The sequence below is a fragment of the Burkholderia sp. Z1 genome, assembly GCF_014893795.1.
GTDB lineage: Bacteria > Pseudomonadota > Gammaproteobacteria > Burkholderiales > Burkholderiaceae > Burkholderia > Burkholderia theae.
Map to the genome: position 1 here is coordinate 1,838,460 of NZ_JACFYL010000002.1, position 21,166 is coordinate 1,859,625.

The 21,166-nt window shown below is 67.4% G+C and carries 19 protein-coding genes; 9 read left to right on the top strand and 10 right to left on the bottom strand.

What is annotated here, in order from left to right:
- The first annotated feature begins 124 nt into the window (after positions 1-124).
- Positions 125-1,120: an arabinose ABC transporter substrate-binding protein gene (locus H3H55_RS25275; RefSeq protein ID WP_193100684.1), complete on the top strand. Its 996-nt coding sequence runs from the start codon at positions 125-127 to the stop codon at positions 1,118-1,120.
- A 19-nt stretch (positions 1,121-1,139) separates the two neighbouring features.
- Positions 1,140-1,904, top strand: coding sequence for an SDR family oxidoreductase (locus tag H3H55_RS25280; protein ID WP_193100685.1), 765 nt, complete (start codon positions 1,140-1,142; stop codon positions 1,902-1,904).
- Positions 1,905-1,969: 65 nt separating this feature from the next.
- Here H3H55_RS25280 and H3H55_RS25285 read toward each other — a convergent pair whose 3' ends face one another.
- From H3H55_RS25285 to H3H55_RS25300, 4 genes are all read right to left on the bottom strand, one after another.
- Positions 1,970-3,685 (bottom strand): cation:proton antiporter, encoded by a 1,716-nt coding sequence (locus H3H55_RS25285; RefSeq protein ID WP_129517238.1) that lies wholly within the window; start codon positions 3,683-3,685, stop codon positions 1,970-1,972.
- A 215-nt stretch (positions 3,686-3,900) separates the two neighbouring features.
- Complete coding sequence (locus H3H55_RS25290) at positions 3,901-5,295, bottom strand: c-type cytochrome (protein ID WP_193100686.1); 1,395 nt, start codon at positions 5,293-5,295, stop codon at positions 3,901-3,903.
- Positions 5,292-7,070 carry a GMC family oxidoreductase gene (locus tag H3H55_RS25295; RefSeq protein WP_193100687.1) on the bottom strand — a complete coding sequence of 593 codons (1,779 nt, stop codon included), beginning with the start codon at positions 7,068-7,070 and terminating at the stop codon, positions 5,292-5,294. The genes H3H55_RS25290 and H3H55_RS25295 overlap by 4 nt, the downstream gene beginning before the upstream one ends.
- A complete protein-coding gene (locus tag H3H55_RS25300; protein WP_193100688.1) occupies positions 7,070-7,810 on the bottom strand; it encodes a gluconate 2-dehydrogenase subunit 3 family protein in 741 nt (246 codons plus the stop codon). The genes H3H55_RS25295 and H3H55_RS25300 overlap by 1 nt, the downstream gene beginning before the upstream one ends.
- A 565-nt stretch (positions 7,811-8,375) precedes the next feature.
- Here H3H55_RS25300 and H3H55_RS25305 point away from each other — a divergent pair.
- A complete protein-coding gene (locus H3H55_RS25305) occupies positions 8,376-8,960 on the top strand; it encodes an RNA 2'-phosphotransferase (RefSeq protein ID WP_193100689.1) in 585 nt (194 codons plus the stop codon).
- A 12-nt stretch (positions 8,961-8,972) separates the two neighbouring features.
- Here H3H55_RS25305 and H3H55_RS25310 read toward each other — a convergent pair whose 3' ends face one another.
- Positions 8,973-9,389 carry a DUF3995 domain-containing protein gene (locus H3H55_RS25310; RefSeq protein ID WP_193100690.1) on the bottom strand — a complete coding sequence of 139 codons (417 nt, stop codon included), beginning with the start codon at positions 9,387-9,389 and terminating at the stop codon, positions 8,973-8,975.
- Positions 9,390-9,711: 322 nt separating this feature from the next.
- On the opposite strand from H3H55_RS25310, the gene ald reads away from it, so the two are divergent.
- Positions 9,712-10,827 (top strand): alanine dehydrogenase, encoded by a 1,116-nt coding sequence (gene ald / locus H3H55_RS25315; protein WP_193100691.1) that lies wholly within the window; start codon positions 9,712-9,714, stop codon positions 10,825-10,827.
- A gap of 39 nt (positions 10,828-10,866) precedes the next feature.
- Here the strand turns inward: ald and polX are convergent, their stop codons facing one another.
- The 5 genes from polX to H3H55_RS25340 all read right to left on the bottom strand — a co-directional run bounded on the left by polX (position 10,867) and on the right by H3H55_RS25340 (position 15,772).
- Entirely contained in the window at positions 10,867-12,630 is a 1,764-nt protein-coding gene (gene polX, locus H3H55_RS25320; protein WP_193100692.1) for a DNA polymerase/3'-5' exonuclease PolX, read from the bottom strand.
- A 158-nt stretch (positions 12,631-12,788) separates the two neighbouring features.
- Entirely contained in the window at positions 12,789-13,181 is a 393-nt protein-coding gene (locus H3H55_RS25325) for a TraR/DksA family transcriptional regulator (protein ID WP_129517231.1), read from the bottom strand.
- Positions 13,136-13,498: a hypothetical protein gene (locus tag H3H55_RS25330; protein ID WP_193100693.1), complete on the bottom strand. Its 363-nt coding sequence runs from the start codon at positions 13,496-13,498 to the stop codon at positions 13,136-13,138. The genes H3H55_RS25325 and H3H55_RS25330 overlap by 46 nt, the downstream gene beginning before the upstream one ends.
- Positions 13,499-13,571: 73 nt before the next feature.
- A complete protein-coding gene (locus H3H55_RS25335) occupies positions 13,572-14,978 on the bottom strand; it encodes an undecaprenyl-phosphate glucose phosphotransferase (protein WP_129517229.1) in 1,407 nt (468 codons plus the stop codon).
- Positions 14,979-14,989: 11 nt separating this feature from the next.
- Positions 14,990-15,772 (bottom strand): Crp/Fnr family transcriptional regulator, encoded by a 783-nt coding sequence (locus H3H55_RS25340; RefSeq protein WP_129517228.1) that lies wholly within the window; start codon positions 15,770-15,772, stop codon positions 14,990-14,992.
- 943 nt (positions 15,773-16,715) lie between these two features.
- Between H3H55_RS25340 and H3H55_RS25345 the strand changes: the two genes are divergently transcribed.
- The 5 genes from H3H55_RS25345 to H3H55_RS25365 all read left to right on the top strand — a co-directional run bounded on the left by H3H55_RS25345 (position 16,716) and on the right by H3H55_RS25365 (position 21,145).
- Positions 16,716-17,498: a Crp/Fnr family transcriptional regulator gene (locus tag H3H55_RS25345; protein ID WP_193100694.1), complete on the top strand. Its 783-nt coding sequence runs from the start codon at positions 16,716-16,718 to the stop codon at positions 17,496-17,498.
- 179 nt (positions 17,499-17,677) lie between these two features.
- Positions 17,678-17,929 carry an acyl carrier protein gene (locus tag H3H55_RS25350; RefSeq protein ID WP_129517227.1) on the top strand — a complete coding sequence of 84 codons (252 nt, stop codon included), beginning with the start codon at positions 17,678-17,680 and terminating at the stop codon, positions 17,927-17,929.
- Positions 17,926-19,122 carry an acyl-CoA dehydrogenase family protein gene (locus H3H55_RS25355; protein ID WP_193100695.1) on the top strand — a complete coding sequence of 399 codons (1,197 nt, stop codon included), beginning with the start codon at positions 17,926-17,928 and terminating at the stop codon, positions 19,120-19,122. Before H3H55_RS25350 ends, H3H55_RS25355 begins: the two co-directional genes overlap by 4 nt.
- A complete protein-coding gene (locus tag H3H55_RS25360; protein ID WP_193100696.1) occupies positions 19,119-20,093 on the top strand; it encodes an amino acid--[acyl-carrier-protein] ligase in 975 nt (324 codons plus the stop codon). Before H3H55_RS25355 ends, H3H55_RS25360 begins: the two co-directional genes overlap by 4 nt.
- A complete protein-coding gene (locus tag H3H55_RS25365; protein ID WP_193100697.1) occupies positions 20,090-21,145 on the top strand; it encodes a DUF1839 family protein in 1,056 nt (351 codons plus the stop codon). The genes H3H55_RS25360 and H3H55_RS25365 overlap by 4 nt, the downstream gene beginning before the upstream one ends.
- Positions 21,146-21,166: the final 21 nt, after the last annotated feature.

The following is a 21,166-nucleotide window of genomic DNA, read 5'->3' on the forward strand; positions in this document are numbered from 1 at the left end:
CTTTCATCCCACTTACTAGGAACACACCGCATTATTTGAGCGTTCCCGCCGCGTCCTCCTACAATTTTTTCGCGCCGCGGGCGGCCTTGCCCGCGCGCCCGACTACAACAATGGAGTGAGACGCATGCGATTCCACTGGAAAACGCTCGTGCTGGCCACCGCGAGCCTCACGCTGTTTGGCGGCGCCCCGGCCCGCGCCGCCGATGCCGCCGACGTGAAAATCGGCTTCCTCGTCAAACAACCGGACGATCCGTGGTTCCAGGACGAATGGCGCTTCGCCGAGCAGGCGGCGAAGGAAAAACACTTCACGCTGATCAAGATCGCGACGCCGAGCGGCGAAAAGGTGTCGACCGCGCTCGACAGCCTCGCCGCGCAGAAGGCGCAGGGCGTGATCATCTGCGCGCCCGACGTGAAGCTCGGCCCCGGCATCGCGGCAAAAACGAAACGCGCGGGGCTCAAGCTGATGTCGGTCGACGACCAGCTCGTCGACGGCCACGGCGCGCCGCTCCAGGGTGTGCCGCACATGGGCATCTCCGCGTACAAGATCGGCCAGCAGGTCGGCCAGGCCATCGCGGACGAGACGAAGCGGCGCGGCTGGAATCCGGCCGAGGTCGGCATCATCCGGCTCGCTTACGACCAGTTGCCGACCGCGCGCGAGCGCACGACCGGGGCGGTCGACGCGCTCAAGGCCGCCGGCTTTCCGGCCGCGAACGTGATCGACGCGCCCGAGATGACGGCTGACACCGAAGGCGCGTTCAATGCGGCGAACATCGCGCTCACCAAGCATGCGAACTTCAAGCGCTGGGTGGCGTTCGGCTCGAACGACGACACGACGGTCGGCGCGGTGCGCGCCGCCGAGGGGCGCGGCATCGGCGCGGACGCGATGGTCGCGGTCGGCATCAACGGCAGCCAGGTCGCGCTCAACGAGTTCGCGAAGCCGAAGCCGACGGGCTTCTACGGTTCGATCCTGCTGAATCCGCGCCAGCACGGCTATCAGACAAGCCTCAACATGTACGACTGGATCACGAAGAACCAGGCGCCGCCGCCGCTCGTGCTGACGTCCGGCACGCTGATCACGCGCGACAACGAGAAACAGGCGCGCGCCGCGCTCGGCCTGTGAGCCTGCACCAGGAGCCGACATGACACGTACCACCCTCGTGACGGGCGCCGCCGGCGGCATCGGCCAGGCGCTGTGCCGCACCTTCCTCGCGGCCGGCGACCGCGTGCTCGCGCTCGATCGCGACCGCGCGGCGCTCGACCGCTTCATCGACACGCTCGCCGACACGCACGCGACACCGATCGTCGACGACCTGACCGACGCGGCGCGGCTGCATTCGATGCTCGAATCGCATCCGGAAGTCGACGTGCTGGTCGCGAACGCGGGCACGGCCGCATCGACCACGCTGCGCGATACGACGCCCGCCAGCTGGCGCACCGATCTCGATGCAAACCTGACGGCCACCTACGTGAGCGTCGAAGCCGCGCTGTCCGGCATGCGTGCACGCCGGCGCGGCGCGATCGCGATCATCGGTTCGGTGAACGGCGTGCACGCGCTCGGGCATCCGGTGTACAGCGCCGCGAAGGCCGGGCTGATCAGCTACACGAAATCGCTTGCGATCGAATACGGCCGCGACGGCGTGCGCGCGAACATCGTGCTGCCGGGCACGGTGAAGACGCCCGCGTGGGAAGCGCGCGTGCAGCGCAACCCGCAGGTATTCGAGCAATTGAGGAAGTGGTATCCGCTCGACGATTTCGCGACGCCCGACGACGTCGCGCAGGCCGCGCTGTTCCTGTGCTCGCCGGCCGCGCGAATCATCACCGGCGTCGCGTTGCCCGTCGACGGCGGCCTGCTGGCCGGTAATCGCGTGATGGCGCAGGAACTGACGCTCGAGACGTTCTACTGACTGCCGCGCGGGCGGCCGCCTGGCCGCCGCGCGGCCCGGTGCGCGGCGCGATGCCGCGCGCCGTCTCAATGCGCAGCCGCGACCGGCTTCACCATCCTGCCGAGCACGTGCTCGGTCATCCCGCGCGCGAGTTCGGTCTCGCCCATGAACACAGTGCCGATGCCCTCGCTCGACAGCAGCGCGGCCTCGTCGCCGCTGTTCGTGCACAGCACGACCTCCAGCGTCGGGTTGAGCGTGCGCGAGATCTCGACGATCTGCCGCACGTCGAACACGTCGGGCAGCGTGACGACCAGCATCCCGGCACGCGCGATATGCGCCTGCACGAGCACGATCGGCTCGATCGCGTCGCCCGACACGGCCGCGATACCATCCGCGCGCAGCTTCTCGACGAGCTCGCGGTTCTGCTCGACGACGACATATGCGATCCCGCGCTCGTCCAGCGCATGCGCGATCCGCGTGCCGACCTTGCCGTAGCCGACGATCACGACCTGCCCGGTCAGGTGCGTCTGCGGCGTCGACATCGGCAGCGCGGCGAGCGGATCGTCGCGCGCCTCGAGCCTGCGCGCGAACGCCGAATGCTTGCGGATCCATGCGAGCGCCGGATCGATCATCGCGAACAGCAGCGTATTCATCGCGATCGAGATCAGCGCGACCGCGAGAATCAGGCTCTGCCCCTCGGCCGACAGCAGCCCGAGCGCCCGGCCGAGCCCCGCGAGGATGAACGAGAATTCGCCGATCTGCGCGAGGCCCGCACCGACCGTCAGCGCGGTGTTCAGCGGATAGCGGAACGCGATCACGAGCGCGACCGCCGCGAGCGTCTTGCCGACCAGCACGATCGCCGCGACCTCGATCACGTGCAGCGGCTCGTCGAGCAGCACCTTCGGGTCGAACAGCATCCCGACCGAAATGAAGAACAGCACCGAGAACGCGTCGCGCAGCGGCAGCGTCTCGTCGGCCGCGCGCCGGCTGAATTCCGACTCGCGCATCATCATCCCGGCGAAGAACGCGCCGAGCGCGAACGACACGTCGAACAGCTTCGCCGCGCCGAACGCGATGCCGACCGCGGCCGCGATCATGCACAGCGTGAACAGCTCGCGCGAGCCCGTGCGCGCGACGAGCCACAAAATCCGCGGGAACACGCGCTTGCCGACCACGAGCATCAGCGCGATGAATGCCGCGACCTTCAGCATCGTGACGCCGAGCGTGCCCCAGATGCTGCCGCCGGCCGCATGCGCGTCGCCGGGCGGCGTGCCGCCGAGCAGCCCCGCGACGGGCGGCAGCAGCACCAGCACGAGGACCATCACGAGATCCTCGACGACGAGCCAGCCGACCGCGATGCGCCCGTTGACCGTCTCGACGAGCCCGCGCCCTTCGAGCGCGCGCAGCAGCACGACCGTGCTCGCGACCGACAGCGCGAGCCCGAACACGAGCGCCGCACCAACGCTCCAGCCCCACGTGAGCGCGAGCCCGCCGCCGAGCAGCGTCGCGACGGTAATCTGTACGACGGCGCCCGGCAGCGCGATCTTGCGCACCGCGAGCAGGTCGCCGAGCGAGAAATGCAGGCCGACGCCGAACATCAGCAGCATCACGCCGACTTCGGCGAGCTGCTGCGCGAGCGAAAGATCGCCGACGAAACCGGGCGTGCCGGGGCCGATCACGATCCCGGCGAGCAGATAGCCGACGAGCGGCGGCATTTTCAGCAGCGACGCGAAGTAACCGAAGATCATCGCGAGACCGAAACCGGCCGCGAGCAACGCAATCAGGCTGACGTCATGAGGCATCCCCCCTCCCAAGTTCTTGTAACTATTTAGTAAGGTTCAAGAATGGAAGGATAAGGGATGAGGCGGAACAATGGCGCGCCGCCGCGAAAATTTCACGTGGCGGCGCGGCTTGGCGGGGTGCAACCCCGGCGAAACGCAAGGCGCAGCGCGAGCGCGCCGGCGCGTTGAAACGGCCCGGACAGGCGGGGCTAACGGCTAACGCCCCGCCGCTCCCGTCAGCGCGACGCTTGCGGGAACCGCGCGCCCGGCGGCGGTTCGGGCCGGGTCGACGGGACGCTCTTGCGCACTTTCGCGACCTGCGCGGCCGTCACCGGCGCGCCCGTGTTGCCCCAGCTCGTGCGCACGAAGTTCGACACGTCCGCGACTTCCTGGTCCGACAGGCGCCAGCCGAGCGGCGGCATCGTGAAGGTCGACGGCGCGGTGCGCGTGCCCTGCAGCGCGCTGCCTTCCAGCACGACGTGGATCAGCGACGTCGGATCCTCGCCCTGCACGACCGGGTTGCCGGCCAGCGCCGGGAACACGCGCGTGTAGCCGTGGCCGTCGCTGCGGTGGCAGGCCATGCAGTTGTCGCGATAGACGGCCGCGCCCGGCTTGCTCGCGTCGCCGGTCTGCAGCGCCTTCGCGGCGGCCGCGTCGTACACGTGCGCTTGCTCGCCCTGCACGCGCGGCGGCAGCGTCTTCAGATAACGCGCGATCGCGTTCAGGTCGTCGTCGGTCATGTGCTGCATGCTGTGGCCGACCACGTCCGTCATCCCGCCGAACGCAGCCGTGCGCAGCGTGCGGCCCGTCTTCAGGAACTGCACGATCTCGGTGTCCGTCCACGTGCCGAGCCCCGTGCGCGGCTCGCCGCGCAGGCTCGTCGGCACCCAGCCGTCGATCGCCGCGCCGCCGGCCAGGAAGTCCGGGCCGTCCGCGTCGGTCAGCCCGCGCTCCTGCATCGTCGGCGCGCGCGGCGTGTGACACGCGCCGCAGTGGCCGAGACCCTGCACGAGATACGCGCCGCGCGCGACCACCGGATCGGTGTACGGCGCCGCGTCGAACGGCTTCGGCGACGGTGCGAACATCTTGCGCCAGATCCCGAGCGGCCAGCGCATCGACAACGGCCACACGATGTCGACCGCGCGGTTCTCGTGCTCGACCGGCGCGACGCCGTGCATGAAATACGCGTACAGCGCCTTCATGTCGTCGTCGGTGAGGCGCGCATAGGACGGGAACGGCATGGCCGGATACATCGTGTCGCCGTTCTTGCGCACACCCTCGCGCACCGCGCGGGTGAAGTCGTCGACCGTCCAGCCGCCGAGGCCCGTTTTCGGGTCCGGCGTGATGTTCGTCGAATAGATGCCGCCGATCGGCGTGTCGAACTTCAGCCCGCCCGCGAATGGCTTGCCGCCGCTCGCGGTGTGGCACGCGATGCAGTCGCCCGCGCGTGCGAGATATTCGCCGCGCTTGACGAGGTTCGCATCGGCGGATTGGGCCGCGGGCGCGGCCGCCGGCTGGGCGAAAGCCGCCGTGCCCGCGAGACCGAACGCAGCCCAGGCCGCACCGGCCGCCAGCGCGCGCCGCACCGGCGAAAGGCGACGCGCGGCGTCGTGGTTCATCGTCCTCTTCATACGGTCACCAGCGGGGCGGGATTTTTCAGGTATTGCTCGCGGATCGCACGTGCCGACCAGTAGGCCAGCGCCGCGATGATCCCGGTCGGGTTGTAGCCGATGCCCTGCGGCAGCGCCGAGGCGCCCATCACGAACACGTTGTGCACGTCCCAGCACTGCAGGTAACGGTTCAGCACGCTCGTCTTCGGGTCGGTGCCCATCACCGCGCCGCCGACCAGGTGGGTCGTCTGGTACGCACGCGAATCGAAGTGCTTGCCGAACTCGCGCGTCGATACGCCGATCGACTTCGGCCCCATCGCCTCCGCGATCTTCTTCATCTGCCCGGTCACGTACTGCGCCATCCTGATGTCGTTGTCCTTCCAGTCGAAGGTCATCCGCAGCAGCGGCTGGCCGTACGAATCGCGATAGGTCGGATCGAGGTCGAGATACACGTCGCGGTACGACATGTTCGAGCCGTGCGCGTCCATCGAGATCGTGTGTGCGTAGTAGTCCTTCACGGATTTCTTCCACGCCGGGCCCCACTGCGGCGTGCCGGCCGGCGTCGCGATGCCGCTGATCGGCTTCACGCCGGCCTGGTTCACCCACAGCGGCGAACCGCCGACGAAGCCGAGCGGGCCGTGGTCGAAGTTGTCCGCGTTGAAGTCGTCCACCGCAACGCCGTTGCCGCCCGCGCCGATGAACGGATTCGTGTAGGTGTCCTTGTCGAAGAACGCCTTGATCGTCGACAGGTTCTGGTACGCGAAATTGCGGCCGACCACGCCTTCGCCCGAGATCGGGTCGTACGGCTTGCCGATGCCCGACAGCAGCAGCAGGTGCACGTTGTGATACTGGAACGCGGCCACGATCACGAGATCGGCCGGCTGGTGCACTTCGCGCCCGGCCGGGTCGACGTACGTCACGCCCGTCGCGCGCTTCTTCGTGTCGTCGAGGTCGACGCGCAGCACGTGGCACTTCGAGCGCAGCTCGAAGTTCGGCGCCTGCTTCAGCGCGGGCAGAATGTTCAGGTTCGGCGACGCCTTCGAATACATGTAGCACGCGTAGCCGCTGCAGTAACCGCAGAAGTTGCACGGGCCCATCTGCACGCCGTACGGGTTCGTGTACGGGCCGGACGTGTTCGCCGACGGCAGCCGGTACGGGTGCAGCCCGAGCGACCGGGCCGCATCGAAGAAGCGCTGCGCCGAATACGTATTGAGCTGCGCGGGCAGCGGGAAGTTGTCGCTGCGGTTCGCCTCGAACACGTTGCCGTCGCCGACCACCTTGCCGCCGACCTTGTACGCCTGCCCCGACGTGCCGAACACCTTCTCGGCGAAATCGAAATGCGGCTCGAGCTCGTCGTAACTGACACCCGTGTCCTGGATCGTCATCCCCGCGGGGATGAACTTCTTGCCGTAGCGCTCTTCGTAGTGGCTGCGCAGGCGCAGCTCTTCCGGCGTGATCCGGAAATGCACGCCCGACCAGTGCAGCCCCGCGCCGCCGACGCCCTCGCCCGGCAGGAACGCGGCGAGCTGCCGGTACGGCAGCGCGGTGTCCTGCACGCCGTGGCGGATCGACACGGTCGTCTTCGACAGGTCGAGGAACAGCTTCTTGCGGATGTTGTAGGTCAGCTCGTCGATCGTGTTCGGATACGCGCCGTCCGGATAGGTGTCTCGATATTCGCCGCGCTCGAGCGCGACAACCTTCAGGCCCGCTTCGGTCAGTTCCTTGGCGAGAATCGCGCCGGTCCAGCCGAAGCCGACGATCACCGCATCGACATGCGGTTTTTTATCTGCGGCCATCAGCTGCGCTCCCCGTTGATCGAGACGGGGCCGTACGGATAGGCCTTGCCGTTCTGGTTGACGAAATCCATGAAGTCCGCGCGCGCGCCCGGAAAGCCGATCATCTTCCACGCGGCCATGTCGTGATTGCCGCCATGCACCGGATCGCAGAAGTAGCCTTCGCGGGTGTTCTGCAGCAACTGGCCGAAGAACACCTCGGGCGGCACGTCGTCGATCTGCGCGCCGCCCTTCTCCAGCGCGCCGAGCACCGTGTCGCGCGTCGGCGCGTCGAGCTCCGCGAACGCCTTGCCGTGGGCCTTCTCGCAATAGCGGTTGACGGCCGCGATGCCGAGCCGGTAGATGTCGCGCGGCACGAGCTTCAGCTGGTAGCCGAGCTCGGGCACGCCCTGCTGGAACGGCCCCTGCATGTACCACGTCGCGCCCTGCGCATACGGCGTCTCCATCTGGCGGTCGATGAATTCGGGCACGCCCGATTCGAGCGCGCCGGGGCCTTCGGTATCGGCCGGGATCAGCCGGTCGACGGCGGCCTGGACGAACGCCCATTCCTTCGCATCGAAGAAGGTCGGCTTGTACGGGGCGCGTTCGGCGCTGGCCGATGCGGCGGGCGCGCTGCCGGCCGTCGTCGCGGACTGCGACGACGAGCGCAGATCGCAGCCGGCAACCGACGCGATCGGCACGAGCGCGACCGACGTGCGCAGGAAACGGCGGCGCGAGTTGGGTTTGTCAGATGGCGTGGACATGGTCGGATGTTGATCGTTGGGGATCGGGGGCCGGACGCGCGCATTCCGCGTGCGGTGTGTCCGGCACGGCAGCCATGCCGCACGCGGCCGGCCGTCCTGTTCTTTCGGATGCTGCGAACAACCTCGATGCAGCCGCGTGCGCGCCGGGTTCCGGAGGCGCTGCGCGGATCGACCTCTACGTGGGCCTTATCGTCGGACAAATACCAGCCATCGGCCCGTATCTGCCCGCCATCGCCATGACCCTGATTCAACTTAGACGCCACGTTTGCCGACGGCAAGCGCAACGTGCACGACCCTCTTTCGGGTCCGGCGACGCGTGGCGCGAATTATAAATGGAACCGGTTCCATTACTAGACGGTTCAATGCAATTCAATGCATCGTAAATTGCAACAATTGAAAAATCCGGGATGTGGAATGCGCAAGGACCGCGCGATGACAGGCCGAACCGCCCGCCGGGTAGACGATTGTTCTGCGTCGGGCCGGGCCAATGACTGTCTCTTTCCAGCCACGCTGGCGCAACGCGGCGATGCCGGTTTGCAACGCGGTCTGGTAGCCTCCGCGTCTCATGAATACACAGAACAACAAATCGCTGGCGCCCGACGCGACCAGTATCAGCAAAACCCTCAGCTACCTGCTGCGCCACGCACCGCAGACGATCGGCCTGCAACTCGACCCGGAAGGCTGGGCCGACATCGGCGAGCTGATCGCCGGCGCCGCCCGCGACGGGCGCAGCCTCGATCGCGCAACGATTGAAACCGTCTGCGCGACCAGCGACAAGCAGCGCTTCGCCCTCTCCGACGACGGTCGACGCATCCGCGCGGTACAAGGCCATTCGACGTCCGCCGTGCAGCGCCGGTATCCGGCCGCGCAGCCGCCCGAGCGCCTCTATCACGGCACCGCGACGCGCTTTCTGGATTCGATTCGTGCACAAGGGCTGAAGCCCGGCGCCCGACATCACGTACATCTGTCGCCGGACATCGGGACGGCACTGGCCGTTGGTACGCGCTACGGCGTACCCGTGATTCTCGAGATCGATGCGCAGCGCATGCAGCGGCAAGGCCACACGTTCTTCGTCGCCGAAAACGGCGTATGGCTGACCGATGCGGTGCCGGCCGAATTCCTCACACCGATCGATCCGCCTGCGTGCTGAGCCGCACGCCGCTCACCACGGCCAGAACATCGACGCGATGGACAGCGCGAGGGCCGCGCAAAGCGGCGAGTAGTACAGCGTGTCCATCCGCGCGAAACGTGACCCGCGAATCCGCTTGAAGAAACCGACGTAGCGGAAATCGCCGACGGCCCGCACCGCGAAGATCAATGCGAGCGCAACGACCGCGAACGCGATCGTGCCGGGATACGGGTTCCGCCCGAACCAGCCGGCTCGCGTGGCGACCATGCATGCGCCGGCCAGCAGCGCCGCCGCGACGACGAGCGTGCCGACGGCAGTCGGCCGCAGCAGCGGCTCGCCGTCCTGTTCCGGAATGGCCGCACGCTTGCCCAGCCGCCCGCCGAACGCCCAGTAGACGTGAACGAGCGCAATCGCGCAAAGCGTCGGCACGCTGAAATACGCACCGGTCATGTCGGTAAATGTCCTCGTCTCGATGTGTCGTTGTTCTGCCGGAAGGGTTCCGGCACGCGGCCCCGGCCCGCGACACGCATGACGATACCGAAACCCGGCAACGCGTGCATTGCGACGTCCGGTCGCAACCCGCGACTGCGCATGTTGCGATGCAGTGCGCGTGCATCGTTACGCCGGCCGGCCGCTTGACTTCCCTCCGCGCACTACTACGCTGTTATTCCAGTACTGCGTCCCGCACGCCCCTGCGCCAGCGGCCGCACGTGCATCGCCGCCGCGCCGCGCGGATGCACGACAACGATAACGAAGGCCATGGAGGTGACTCATGCTGATCGGTGTGCCGAAGGAGATCAAGAACCACGAATACCGCGTCGGCCTCACGCCGGCCAGCGCACACGAACTCACGCGGCACGGCCATACCGTGCTCGTGCAGCGCGGCGCGGGTACGGCGATCGGCCTGCTCGACAACGACTACACGGCCGCGGGCGCGTCGCTGTGCGACGGCGCCGACGAAGTCTTCGCGCGCGCCGACATGATCGTCAAGGTCAAGGAGCCGCAGCCGGTCGAATGCGCGATGCTGCGGCGCGGCCAGATCCTCTACACGTACCTGCATCTCGCGCCCGATCCCGATCAGGCGGCCGCGCTCGTGCAGTCCCGCGCCGTCTGCATCGCATACGAAACCGTGACGGGCCCCGGCGGCGGCCTGCCGCTGCTTGCGCCGATGAGCGAGGTGGCCGGACGCATGTCGATCCAGGTCGCGGCGACCCATCTCGAAAGCCCGCGCGGCGGCCGCGGCCTGCTGATGGCCGGCGTGCCCGGCGTGCCGGCCGCGCATGTCGTCGTGCTCGGCGCGGGCGTGGTGGGCACCGGCGCACTGCAGATGGCGGTCGGTCTCGGCGCGCGCGTCACCGTGCTCGACACCAACGTGAACCGGTTGCGCCAGCTCGACCTGGTCTTCGCGAACCGGATCACGACCGTCTGCTCGAATGCGCACACGATCGACGAAGCCGTACGCGATGCCGACGTCGTGATCGGCGCCGTGCTCGTGCCGGGCGCGTCGGCGCCGCGGCTCGTCACGCGCGACATGATCGCGACGATGCGCACGGGGGCCGTCGTCGTCGACGTCGCGATCGACCAGGGTGGATGCTTCGAGACATCGCACGCGACGACGCACGCGGACCCGACCTTCGTCGTCGACGGCGTCGTGCATTACTGCGTCGCCAACATGCCCGGCGCGGTCGCGCGCACGTCGACCTTCGCGCTGAACAACGCGACGCTTGGGGCTGCGCTCGCGCTCGCCGACAAGGGCTGGAAGCAGGCGATGACCGACGATCCGCATCTGCGCGCGGGCCTGAACGTCTGCAACGGGCACATCACATATGAAGCGGTCGCGCAGGCGCTCGGCCTGCCTTATGTACCGGCGGCCGGCGTGCTGGCCTGACCTGAACGCACGGCTGGCGGCACGCGTTGCCGGCCGCCTTCACGCGCCCTTCGAGCGGCTGCGCTTCGACGCGCCGCCCGCCCCCATCGTGCGCGCCAGCAGCGGCCGCAATTGCGCGAGCGTGCGCGTGTTCAGCACGTCCCGCCGCGTAAGCCAGCCGCGTCGCGCCTGATCGACCCCGTACGCGAGATTGTCGAGTTCATCCGCGCTGCACGCATCCGAACCGATCGCCACCGGCACACCGGCCTTCGCGGCCTCGCGGCACCAGATGTCCGGCAGGTCGAGCCGCCGCGGCTGCGCATCGAGTTCGACGAAGCAGCCGCGCGCCGCGGCTTGCGCGATCACACGCGGCAGGTCGAGTTCGCATGCGTCGCGCTCGCCGAGCATGCGGCCGGTCGGGTGCGCGAGCATCGTGAAATGCGGATGGTCCATCGCGCGCAGCATGCGCTCGGTCTGCGCGTCGCGCGACAGGTCGAAGCCGTCGCGTACCGCGCCGACCACGAGATCGAGCCGGCCGAGCATCGCATCGGGCACGTCGAGGCTGCCGTCTTCGCGAATGCCGGCCTCCACGCCCTTGAGCAGCACGAAATCGTCGAACGACGCATTGACGCGATCTATCTCGTCGAGCTGCCGCGCGAGCCATTCGAACGCGTTGCGGCCACCGCCGGCATGCGGCGTCCGGTCGGTGACGGCCAGATACGCGAGCCCGCGTGCGCGCGCCGCATCGGCCATTGCGCGCAGGCTGTCGCGGCCGGCCGATGCGTCGGTATGCGCATGCAGGTCGCCGCGGACGTGCTTGCGCTCGACCAGCACCGGCAGCGTGCCGGCGCGCGACGCGTCGATCTCGCCGCGATCCTCGCGCAGTTCGGGCGGTACCTCGTGCAGCCCGATTGCTTCGTAGACCGATGCCTCCGTCGCGCCGGCAATCCGTTCGTCGCCGCGAAACACACCGTATTCGTTGATCTTCAGCCCGCCGGCCTGCGCGATCCTGCGCAGCGTGATGTTGTGCGCCTTCGATCCCGTGAAGTAGACGAGCGCCGCGCCGAACGCATCGGCATCGACGACGCGCAGGTCGACCTGCAACCCGTTGACGAGCACGACGCTCGAACGCGTCTTGCCGTGTGCGAGCACGCGCGCCACGTCGCCGTAGCCGACGAATGCGTCGGCGACGGCGACCGGATCGCGTGAGGTAACGAGGATGTCGAGATCGCCGACCGTCTCGCGGCGACGGCGAAAACTGCCGGCCGGCACGGCCTTGCCGACGCCTGCGACCGCGCGCAGCCGTTCGAGCAACGGCATCAGCGTGTGCGCGGCATCCGGCAGCAGGAAACGTTGCGGATCGCGCAAGCGCTCGTCGATCGCGTCGAGCAGGTGCGCTTCGGTTCTCGCGCCGAAGCCCGGCAGCTCGCGCACGTGCCCGTTCTTCGCTTCGGTGCGCAGTTGTTCGAGCGAATCGACGTGCAGCGCGTCATGCAGCGCTTTCACGCGCTTCGCGCCGAGCCCGGGCACCTCGAGCAACTCGACGATTGCGCCCGGCAGCGCATGGCGCAGCGTTTGCTGCAGTTCGCAGGTGCCGGTCGCGGCGATCTCGCGCAGCTTCGACGCGAGGTCGGGCCCGATCGACGGAATCTTCCCGAGATCGTCGCCGTTCGCGACCATCGTCGGAATATCCCGCCCGTAGTCGGCGATCGTCCGCGCGGCATTGCGGTACGCACGCACGCGGAACGGGTTGGCGCCCTGGATCTCCAGCATGTCGGCGATCTCGGCAAACACGGCCGCGCACTCGGCATTGCGGATCGGCATGATCGGCGTGGCTCCCTTCCACGTGGATGACGCCGTGCGCGTGCGCGACGGCATCTGCCTGCCCGGCGCCGCATGTCGACGCCGCCGGGCGCCCGTTCGTCATCGTACGCCGACCGCGCAGCACGTGCAGCGCGTGCTGCGCGCAGGCGGCGGTAACGTCAGAGCGATGCGCGTGGCGTCGTGGCGTACCGTCGTTCGTAGATCGACTGGCAATGCGTGCAGCGTTCGGCGGTCGGACGCGCGAGCAGGCGCGCGTAGGCGACTTGTGCATCGCAATCGATGCATTCACCGTAGCTGCCGTCGCGCATCCGCTGCTGCGCGCGGCCGACGGCACGCAGTTCGGTCAGCTTCATGCCGATCAGTGCATGGTCGACGTCGACGAACAGGTCCGCGTTCGCCTCGTCGCCCTCGTCCGGCGCCGCGCCGGCAAGGTCCGCATAGGATTCCGACGCGCGCTGGTCTTCGCTCGTGCGGATTTCCGCACGCAACGTCAACTCGCTCTCGTTCAGGCGCTGTTGCAGCGTCCGCCGTTGTTGTTGGTCGAGCGCCATGGCCATCTCTCCTGTTCCGGGTTCCGCGCGGAAATACGGCGCGCGGTGTCGCGCCGGTGTGCGGCGGGCATGGCAAGACCGGCGCCGCCGCGCCCGGATGCGCGCCCGGACACGCGAAGCGCCGAACGCATTCGATGCAGGATAAACCCATTGAACACGCGTGTGTTGACGGGAATCAGCGGGCCGGCGACGCGCGCGGCACGCTCGCGGAAACTGGGGACCGACGCGAAATCGCCACGCTCGATGTGTGCCGTGAAGCCCGGTGGCGCAACCGCAGTGCAGCAATTCGCTGCGTTGCTGCCGGCTTCCTTCGACACACTCGAACAGCCGCCAACCGGTTCGTTGGCGGCTGTTCGCACGACGTACCTTCTTGAAAATGATTCGCAATCCTCAGAAAGCATTCCGCCCGATAAAACCACGCACGACCGTCAACAGGATGATCTTCATGTCGAACCAGAAGCTCCAGTTCTGCATGTAGAAGAGATCGAACTTCACGCGCGCTTCCATCGCCTCGACCTTGCGCGTCTCGCCGCGATAGCCGTTCACCTGCGCCCACCCGGTGATGCCGGGCCGCACGCGGTAGCGGTACATGTAGCTGTCGATCAGTTGCCGATAGAAGTCATCGTGTTCGATCGCGTGCGGGCGCGGGCCGACGACCGACATCTGCCCGAACAGCACATTGAAGAACTGCGGCAACTCGTCGAGCGACGTGCGCCGCAGGAACGCGCCGACCGAGGTGATCCGCGAATCGTTGCGCGAGGCCTGCCGCACGACGCCCGGCTGCGCGCGATGCACGCGCATCGTCCTGAACTTCAGGATGTTGAATTCGCGGCCGTCGACGCCCTTGCGGCGCTGCCTGAACAGCACGGGCCCCGGCGACGACAGCTTGACCGCGATCGCCAGCATCGACAGCAGCGGCAGCAACGGAATCAGCACGCCGACCGCAAACAGCCGGTCGAACGCGAACTTCGCCCACAGCTCCGGCGCGGAGCGCGGCGTGGTCGCGAGATTGATCGCCGGCATGCCGAGCACGTCGGTCGCCGAGCGATCGATGACTGCCATCTGCCGCACGTCGGGCAACAGCCGCAGCTCGACGAATTCGTCGCGCAACTCGCGCACGATGCGCTGGATCCGCCACTCGTGCGACATCGGCAGCGTGAGCCACACCTCGTCGATCTCGCCGCCGCGAATCAGGTCACGCAAGGTGTTCCAGTCGTCGATCACGGGCACGCCGCCGATGCCGCCCGCGGCGGCCTGCGCGTCGTCGTCGAATACACACGCCGCCACGAAAGGGCCATTCGGCGCAAGCTGCATCCGTTCGATCGCCACGCGTCCGTAAGCCGTTGCGCCAACGACGGCGACGCGGCGCTGCCGCGCGCGCGGGTCGTCACGCGTCAGCGCGAGTGCCAGCAGCACCGCGCGGCCGAGCAGCAGCGCCGCGTCGCCGGCCAGCACCGTGCGCACGATCCAGCGGGTCGTGACCGTGCCGCCGCGGTTCATGATCCACATCGTGCCGGCCACCGTGAGCACGCTCGCGCAGACGACGGCAACCATCGTCTGCGTCAGCGCGTGCACGCCGCCCTGCGCCGCCATGCCGCCGCGCACGGTGCGCAGGTAGCGCGGCAGCAGCGCCGCGGTCAGCACGCACAGCAGCGCGATCGCGCCGCGCTGCGCGTCGGACAGTTCGCGCCAGGCAAGGCCCGACGCCGCCTGCGCCGCAAGCGCGCCGGCCAGCACGAGCACGACGTCGGCCGCCGCGATCGCGGCACGCCGCATCGCATTCGTTCCACCGGACATCGACTGCATCGTCACGCACCATGTGCCGGGAATCCGCAACGTACCTCCGGCAGGCGGGGGCGAACCGGCGTCGGCCTCGTATTCCCGCGCGTGCCGAGCAACCGGCGATAGTCGGCGCGAATCAGGTCGTAGCATTCGCATGCGTGATGTTCGAGACCGTCGCGGTCGAGCACCGTGATGCGGCCGCGGCGCTGCCGGATCAGCCCGGCTTCCTGCAGGCTGCCGGCCGCTTCCGTCACGCCCTCGCGCCGCACGCCGAGCATGTTCGCGATGGTTTGCTGCGTGACGGCCAGCTCGTCGCCGTCGATACGGTCGTGCGCCAGCAGCAGCCAGCGGCTGAGCTGCTCGCTGACCGAGTGATGCCGGTTGCACAGCGCGCTGCGCGAAATCTGCGCCATCGTCGCCTGGCAGTAGTTGAGGAGCAGCCGGTAGGTCGCCGGCGAGCGCTCGAATTCGGTGCGCATCACGCAACTCGGCACGCGATACGCCATCCCGCCGATGCGGACCTCGATCCGGCTCGACGCCGCGGCGCCGCCGACCAGCGTCGCGAGCCCGACCACGCCCTCGCGGCCGACAACCGCCACCTCGACCATCGCACCGTCCTCCATCAGGTGCTGCACCGACATCATCGCCGTCGTCGGGAAATGCATGTGACGCGCCGGCTCGCCGACCCGGTCAAGCATGCCGGCCTTGATCCTGACCAGTTCGAGGTGTGGTGCGATGGCGCGGATGCTGTCCTCCGGGAGGGCATCGAGGATGGCATTCGCCGAGTAGCTCGAGTGAAGATGAAGCATGTCTGTATCCTTTTATTGTCCGTGCAGCCTGCAGCCGCGTGCACGGAACTCGTTATCGCGATGCGCGCCCGGACGTTGACAGTGGTTGCGGCCCACAACCCTGAATCCGATTGGCCATTGGCTTGTTGCCGTTGGATTGAATCGACCGTCCCGTTTCGACACGCCAGCCCGAATAAGCGATTTACGTGCCAATACCCGCCCATCCTTAATATATGAATCACGTCCGATTTAGATCGACCGAATAAGCCGTCTAAAAGCAAAAAAAGCGTCTCATTTCCGGACACTCTTCCGTGCGACGGACACTCTTCCGTGCAAAGGACCCGGCTCGCCATTCGACTGATCAAATCGCGCACGTCGTGCTGGAGCAGTCGCTTCGGAGCCTGCGAGGCTTATCGTTCAAATACTTACAGCCGATTTTCAATTGTTTCCGTGATGTGCTGGGCGGCGCTCCGCAGCGCCCCCACGCCTCAGACACACGTTTGAAACTGTCTCAAATTTGAATCTGCGCACTAATTCCCGGATCTGTACGCCACCGCACACATCGCACGCAAACCGTTGATCCATATGACAAATTTTTCATTTATCGAGCATTTGTCAAATAGTGTTCAATGTGCGCCCGGCACTTTTCGCTGTACGATGCGCTGCGTCGCGCGATTGATTCCCGTTCGACATCGAATGGTTCGCCGGCCTGTCATTCCGTTTCCGGATGATTAATTTCGTGGAAATGAATCATTAAATCCATATAACGTTTGCACCCAATCCCAATCGTTAAACTTTGTGAGATGACGCAAGGTGCAATTGTTTTAATTCAATTGCGTGTTAGCCTTTTCGCCAGCATCGTCATTTTATTTTCGACGAACACAAGTCCGCACGATCGTGCGAAATCCCGTTTTATGGGGTATCGCCGCGACGACGCGCGACCGCCACCCTACGAGGATGTGCCGTGACTCTCCAGGCCCTTGACGCCGTCGCGCACGCGAACGGCATGATCGAGCTTTCCCACAGCTTCGATGCCAACCGGTTTCTCGCGGCCATCGATCGGGACGAACTCGCCACGCTGGTCCCCCACCTTCAACTCGTCCATCTGAAATCGGGGCAAGTGCTCTGCGAACCCGGCGAAATGCTCGCCGCGGTCTACCTGCCCGTCACGACGGCGATTTCGCTGCAGTACGTGTCGTCCGGCGGCATGACGCTGGAGGTCGCCGAAATCGGCAGCGAAAGCGTGGTCTGCGACGACGTGATCGGCGGCAGCGGCCGGATGCCCTGCCGTGCGGTCGCCTGCCGCGACGGTTTCGTCTACCGGCTCGACCGGCGCGTATTCGCCGCCGCGTTCGATGCGTCGCCGGTGATCCGCCACTTGGTGTTCGTCTGCGTGCGGCTGCTGATGGCGCAGGTATCGCAGATCACGTTCTGCAGCCGTCATCACGTGCTCAAACATCAGTTATGCAGATGGTTCCTGCTGGCGTACGACCGGACGCGCAGCATCGAGATCCAGGTGACGCACAGCATGCTGGCGCAGATGCTCGGCGTGCGGCGGGAAACGGTGACGGATGCCGCCGGCGAGATCCAGAAGCTCGGCCTGATCCGCCAATACCGAAGCTCGATCGAACTGGCCGACCTCGACGGCCTCGAAAAAATGTCGTGCGGCTGCCGCGCGATCGTGCGCGACGAGATGAAGCGCATCCTGTCGGCCGACTCGGGCGTGCCGGCCGCGGCGCGCGCCTGATCGGCGTGCCCGATCGGGCCGGCGCTTTGGCGCCGGCCGCATCCGGGTTAGCTGTTTGTAGGGTGGCGAACAGAACGCCGTGCGTGCCAATGGTCTACTGATGCCGGACTGCCGGGGGGACGTCAGCGCTTATCGCGCGTCTGCCCGAGCGGACGACACCACGCACGCCGGAGCAGCACGTGAAAAACGAAATCAGAACCATCCTCAGGCACGTCGCCCATCTCGAAGCCGCGATCGATTCGATCGGCGACGGGGACGACCTCTACGAAGCGGGCCTCTCCTCGCTCGATACGATCCAGCTGATGCTCGCGATCGAGAAGCAGTTCAACATCGAGATTCCCGACGAGATGCTGAACCGCAACCTGTTCCGCAGCATCGATGCGCTCGCGGACACGATCGCCACACTTCAACGCACCGAGCATTCCGCATGAGCGGGCTGCTTCCCGAACTCGCGGCCGACAGCGACGCGCATCGGCTCGACGAGGCCGCGCACGCCGTTGCGCAGATCGCCACGCAGCACGCGGATGCGGTCGATCGCGACGCGCGCTGCCCCGTCGAGGCAATCGAGGCGATGCGCGCGCGCCGGCTGCTGAGCGCGATGGTGCCGACCCATCTGGGCGGCGCCGGCGCATCGCTGGCCGACGTCGCGTCCGCCTGCTCGATCCTCGGCCAGGCCTGCGCATCGTCGGCGATGGTGTTCGCGATGCACCAGATCCAGGTCGCCTGCATCGTCAACCACGCCGTCGACCAGGGCTGGCACAAGCTGTTCCTGCAGCAGCTCGTGCGCCACCAGTGGCTGCTCGCGTCGGCGACGTCGGAAGACGGCGTCGGCGGCAACCTGCGCGCGAGCCAGTGCGCGCTCGAAACCGACGGCGGCGAGTTCCGGCTGCGCAAATCCGCGCCGACGATCTCGTACGGCGACTACGCGGACGGCATCCTGGCCACCGCACGACGCGACGCGGACGCGCCGCCTTCCGAACAGGTACTCGTCACGCTGCTGCGCGACGGTTATACGCTCACGCGCCGCGGCGAATGGGACACGCTCGGCATGCGCGGCACGTGCAGCAACGGCTTCGCGCTCGATGCGCAAGGCGCCACCGTCCAGTGCCTGCCCGTGCCGTTCGCGAAGATCGCCGAGGAAACGATGGTGCCGGTCTCGCACATCCTGTGGGCCGCGGTATGGATCGGCGTGGCCGGCGACGCGTTCCACCGCGCGCACCAGTTCTTCCGCGCGCAGGCACGCCAGACCGACGGCGCGCCGTCGCCCGCGGCACGGCGCATCGCCGAATCGCTCGCGCTGATGCAGGCGATGCAGACCCGCGTCGACCACGTGCTGCACCTTTATGCGAACGCGTCGGCCCGTTCGTGGTCGGCCGGCATGGCCTGGGCCGCCGAGATCAACACGCTGAAGACCTACGTGTCGGCGACCGCGCTGGAAGTCGCGCACCAGGCGATGATGATCTGCGGGATGGCCGGTTACAAGCAAGGCACGCCGTTCAGCATCGGCCGCCATATTCGCGACCTGTACGCGGCGCCGCTGATGATCAGCAACGACCGCATTGCCGCCAACACCGCGAGCCTGCTGCTCGCGCTGCGTCCTGCGACGCTGGAGAAACATACGTGAACGATCGCCTCGCCGTGCCCTCCGCCGCCTCCGCTCCCGCCGATGCACCGCTCGACCGCGCGGGCGTCAACCCGCTGCGCGATGCGCTGATCGATGCGGGCCTGCTGGTCTCGACCGGCATCCAGGGCCTGTTCGGCCGCAGCGAACGGTTCGAGCGCGTCGTGGAAGCGCTCGACGCGTTCGTCACGCGCGTCGGCGCCGACCAGCAGGCCGAAGTGCTGCGCTTTCCGCCGGCGATGAGCCGCCTGGAGTTCGAGCGCAGCGAGTACATGAAGAGCTTTCCGCAGCTCGCGGGCAGCGTGCATGCGTTCTGCGGCGACGAGCATCAGCACCAGCGCCTGCTGCAGTGCCTCGATCGCGGCGACGACTGGACCGAAAACCAGAAACCGACCTACGTCGTGATGACGCCGGCCGCGTGCTACCCCGTCTATCCCGTCGTCGCGCGCGCGGGCGCGCTGCCCGGCGACGGCCGGATCGTCGACGTGTTCTCGTACTGCTTCCGCCACGAGCCGTCGCTCGACCCGACCCGCATGCAGCTGTTCCGGATGCGCGAGTTCGTGCGGATCGGCACGCCCGAGCAGATTGTCGCGTTCCGCGAGACCTGGATCGAACGCGGCACGCGGATGATCGAGGCGCTGCGCCTGCCGAACGCGATCGATCTCGCGAACGACCCGTTCTTCGGGCGCGGCGGCAAGATCGTCGCGAACAGCCAGCGCGAGCAGAACCTGAAGTTCGAGCTGCTGATCCCGATCGAGCACGACGATCGCCAGACCGCTTGCCTGAGCTTCAACTACCACATGGACCATTTCGGGCTGCTGTGGGACATCCGCACCGCGACGGGCGACGTCGCACATACGGGCTGCGTCGGCTTCGGCCTCGAACGGCTCACGCTCGCGCTGTTCCGCCATCACGGCTTCGACCTCGACGCATGGCCGCGCGAAGTCCGCGACGTGCTGTGGGGCACGCGATGAGGTTCGTGTCCCGCGACGGCGAAGACGCGTCGTTCGAGGATGTGCGCCACCGCGCGCGCCACTACCGGCCGCACCCGCTGCACAGTCAGGAGATGGTCTGGAAGCAGACCAACTGCTACGTCGACATGTGGCTCGAAGTGCTCCGGTGGTGGGGTTTCAATCCGTACGCGGCGCTGCCGTTTACGATCGCGCTCGACTTCGAGGGCGATCAGTTCACGTTCTTCAAGTTTCCGCACGATGAACTGGAGCGGCTCTACGGCGTCGTCGTGCAGGAACACTCGATCTACGAACCGCTCGACCAGCACATCGAAACGCAGGTTGCGCGCGGTCACCTGATGATCGTCGAGGTCGACGCGTGGTTCCTGCCCGACACGCGCGGCAGCAGCTATCGCACGCAGCACACGAAGACGACGATCGGCATCGATGCGATCGACCGCGACAAGCACCAGATCGGCTACTTCCACAACAGCGGCTATTACGTGGCCGAGGATTTCGACTACAACGGGCTCGTCGGCGACAGCTCGACGATGACGCTGCCGCCGTATGTCGAATGCGCGAAGCGGCGTTTTGCGCCGCTCGACGAGCGCGCGCTCTGCGAAGCGTCGCTCGGCGCGCTGCAGCGTCACTTGCGGCGCCTGCCGGTCGTCAATCCGATCGCGGCCTTCCGGCGGCAGTTGCAGACCGATGCGCGGACGCTCGCGGATTCACCGCTCGAGCGCTTCCATGCGTACTCGTTCAATTCGGTGCGACAGCTCGGCGCGAATTTCGAACTGTTCGGCCATTACGCGCGCTGGCTGCAGGCCAGCGGCTGCGTCGGGCCGTTCGCCGAGATCCGCGCCGCATGCGAGCGCATCGCGTCCGAAGCCATGGTGCTGGAATTCCGGCTCGCGCGCGCCTGCGCGCGCGGCAAGGAAGAGCGCGGCGATTCGACGCTCGAAGCGATCGAGACCGCGTATGCCGACCTGGTCGCCTGCGCGCGGCAGATCGGCGCGCCGCTCCGGAACATGACGCCTGCACGCAGCGACGCGGCGCCCGTGCCGGTCATGCGGTGACGCGCGCGCGTGCCCTGCCCG

Excerpts from the sequence above, each read along its gene's own strand:
- ald (WP_193100691.1), top strand. The coding sequence starts at position 9,712 with ATGCTGATCGGTGTGCCGAAGGAGATCAAGAACCACGAATACCGCGTC.
- H3H55_RS25325 (WP_129517231.1), bottom strand. The coding sequence starts at position 13,181 with ATGGCGCTCGACCAACAACAACGGCGGACGCTGCAACAGCGCCTGAAC.
- polX (WP_193100692.1), bottom strand. The coding sequence starts at position 12,630 with ATGCCGATCCGCAATGCCGAGTGCGCGGCCGTGTTTGCCGAGATCGCC.
- H3H55_RS25305 (WP_193100689.1), top strand. The coding sequence starts at position 8,376 with ATGAATACACAGAACAACAAATCGCTGGCGCCCGACGCGACCAGTATC.
- H3H55_RS25365 (WP_193100697.1), top strand. The coding sequence starts at position 20,090 with ATGAGGTTCGTGTCCCGCGACGGCGAAGACGCGTCGTTCGAGGATGTG.
- H3H55_RS25275 (WP_193100684.1), top strand. The coding sequence starts at position 125 with ATGCGATTCCACTGGAAAACGCTCGTGCTGGCCACCGCGAGCCTCACG.
- H3H55_RS25290 (WP_193100686.1), bottom strand. The coding sequence starts at position 5,295 with ATGAAGAGGACGATGAACCACGACGCCGCGCGTCGCCTTTCGCCGGTG.
- H3H55_RS25300 (WP_193100688.1), bottom strand. The coding sequence starts at position 7,810 with ATGTCCACGCCATCTGACAAACCCAACTCGCGCCGCCGTTTCCTGCGC.
- H3H55_RS25335 (WP_129517229.1), bottom strand. The coding sequence starts at position 14,978 with ATGTCCGGTGGAACGAATGCGATGCGGCGTGCCGCGATCGCGGCGGCC.
- H3H55_RS25310 (WP_193100690.1), bottom strand. The coding sequence starts at position 9,389 with ATGACCGGTGCGTATTTCAGCGTGCCGACGCTTTGCGCGATTGCGCTC.
- H3H55_RS25295 (WP_193100687.1), bottom strand. The coding sequence starts at position 7,070 with ATGGCCGCAGATAAAAAACCGCATGTCGATGCGGTGATCGTCGGCTTC.
- H3H55_RS25355 (WP_193100695.1), top strand. The coding sequence starts at position 17,926 with ATGAGCGGGCTGCTTCCCGAACTCGCGGCCGACAGCGACGCGCATCGG.
- H3H55_RS25285 (WP_129517238.1), bottom strand. The coding sequence starts at position 3,685 with ATGCCTCATGACGTCAGCCTGATTGCGTTGCTCGCGGCCGGTTTCGGT.
- H3H55_RS25280 (WP_193100685.1), top strand. The coding sequence starts at position 1,140 with ATGACACGTACCACCCTCGTGACGGGCGCCGCCGGCGGCATCGGCCAG.
- H3H55_RS25340 (WP_129517228.1), bottom strand. The coding sequence starts at position 15,772 with ATGCTTCATCTTCACTCGAGCTACTCGGCGAATGCCATCCTCGATGCC.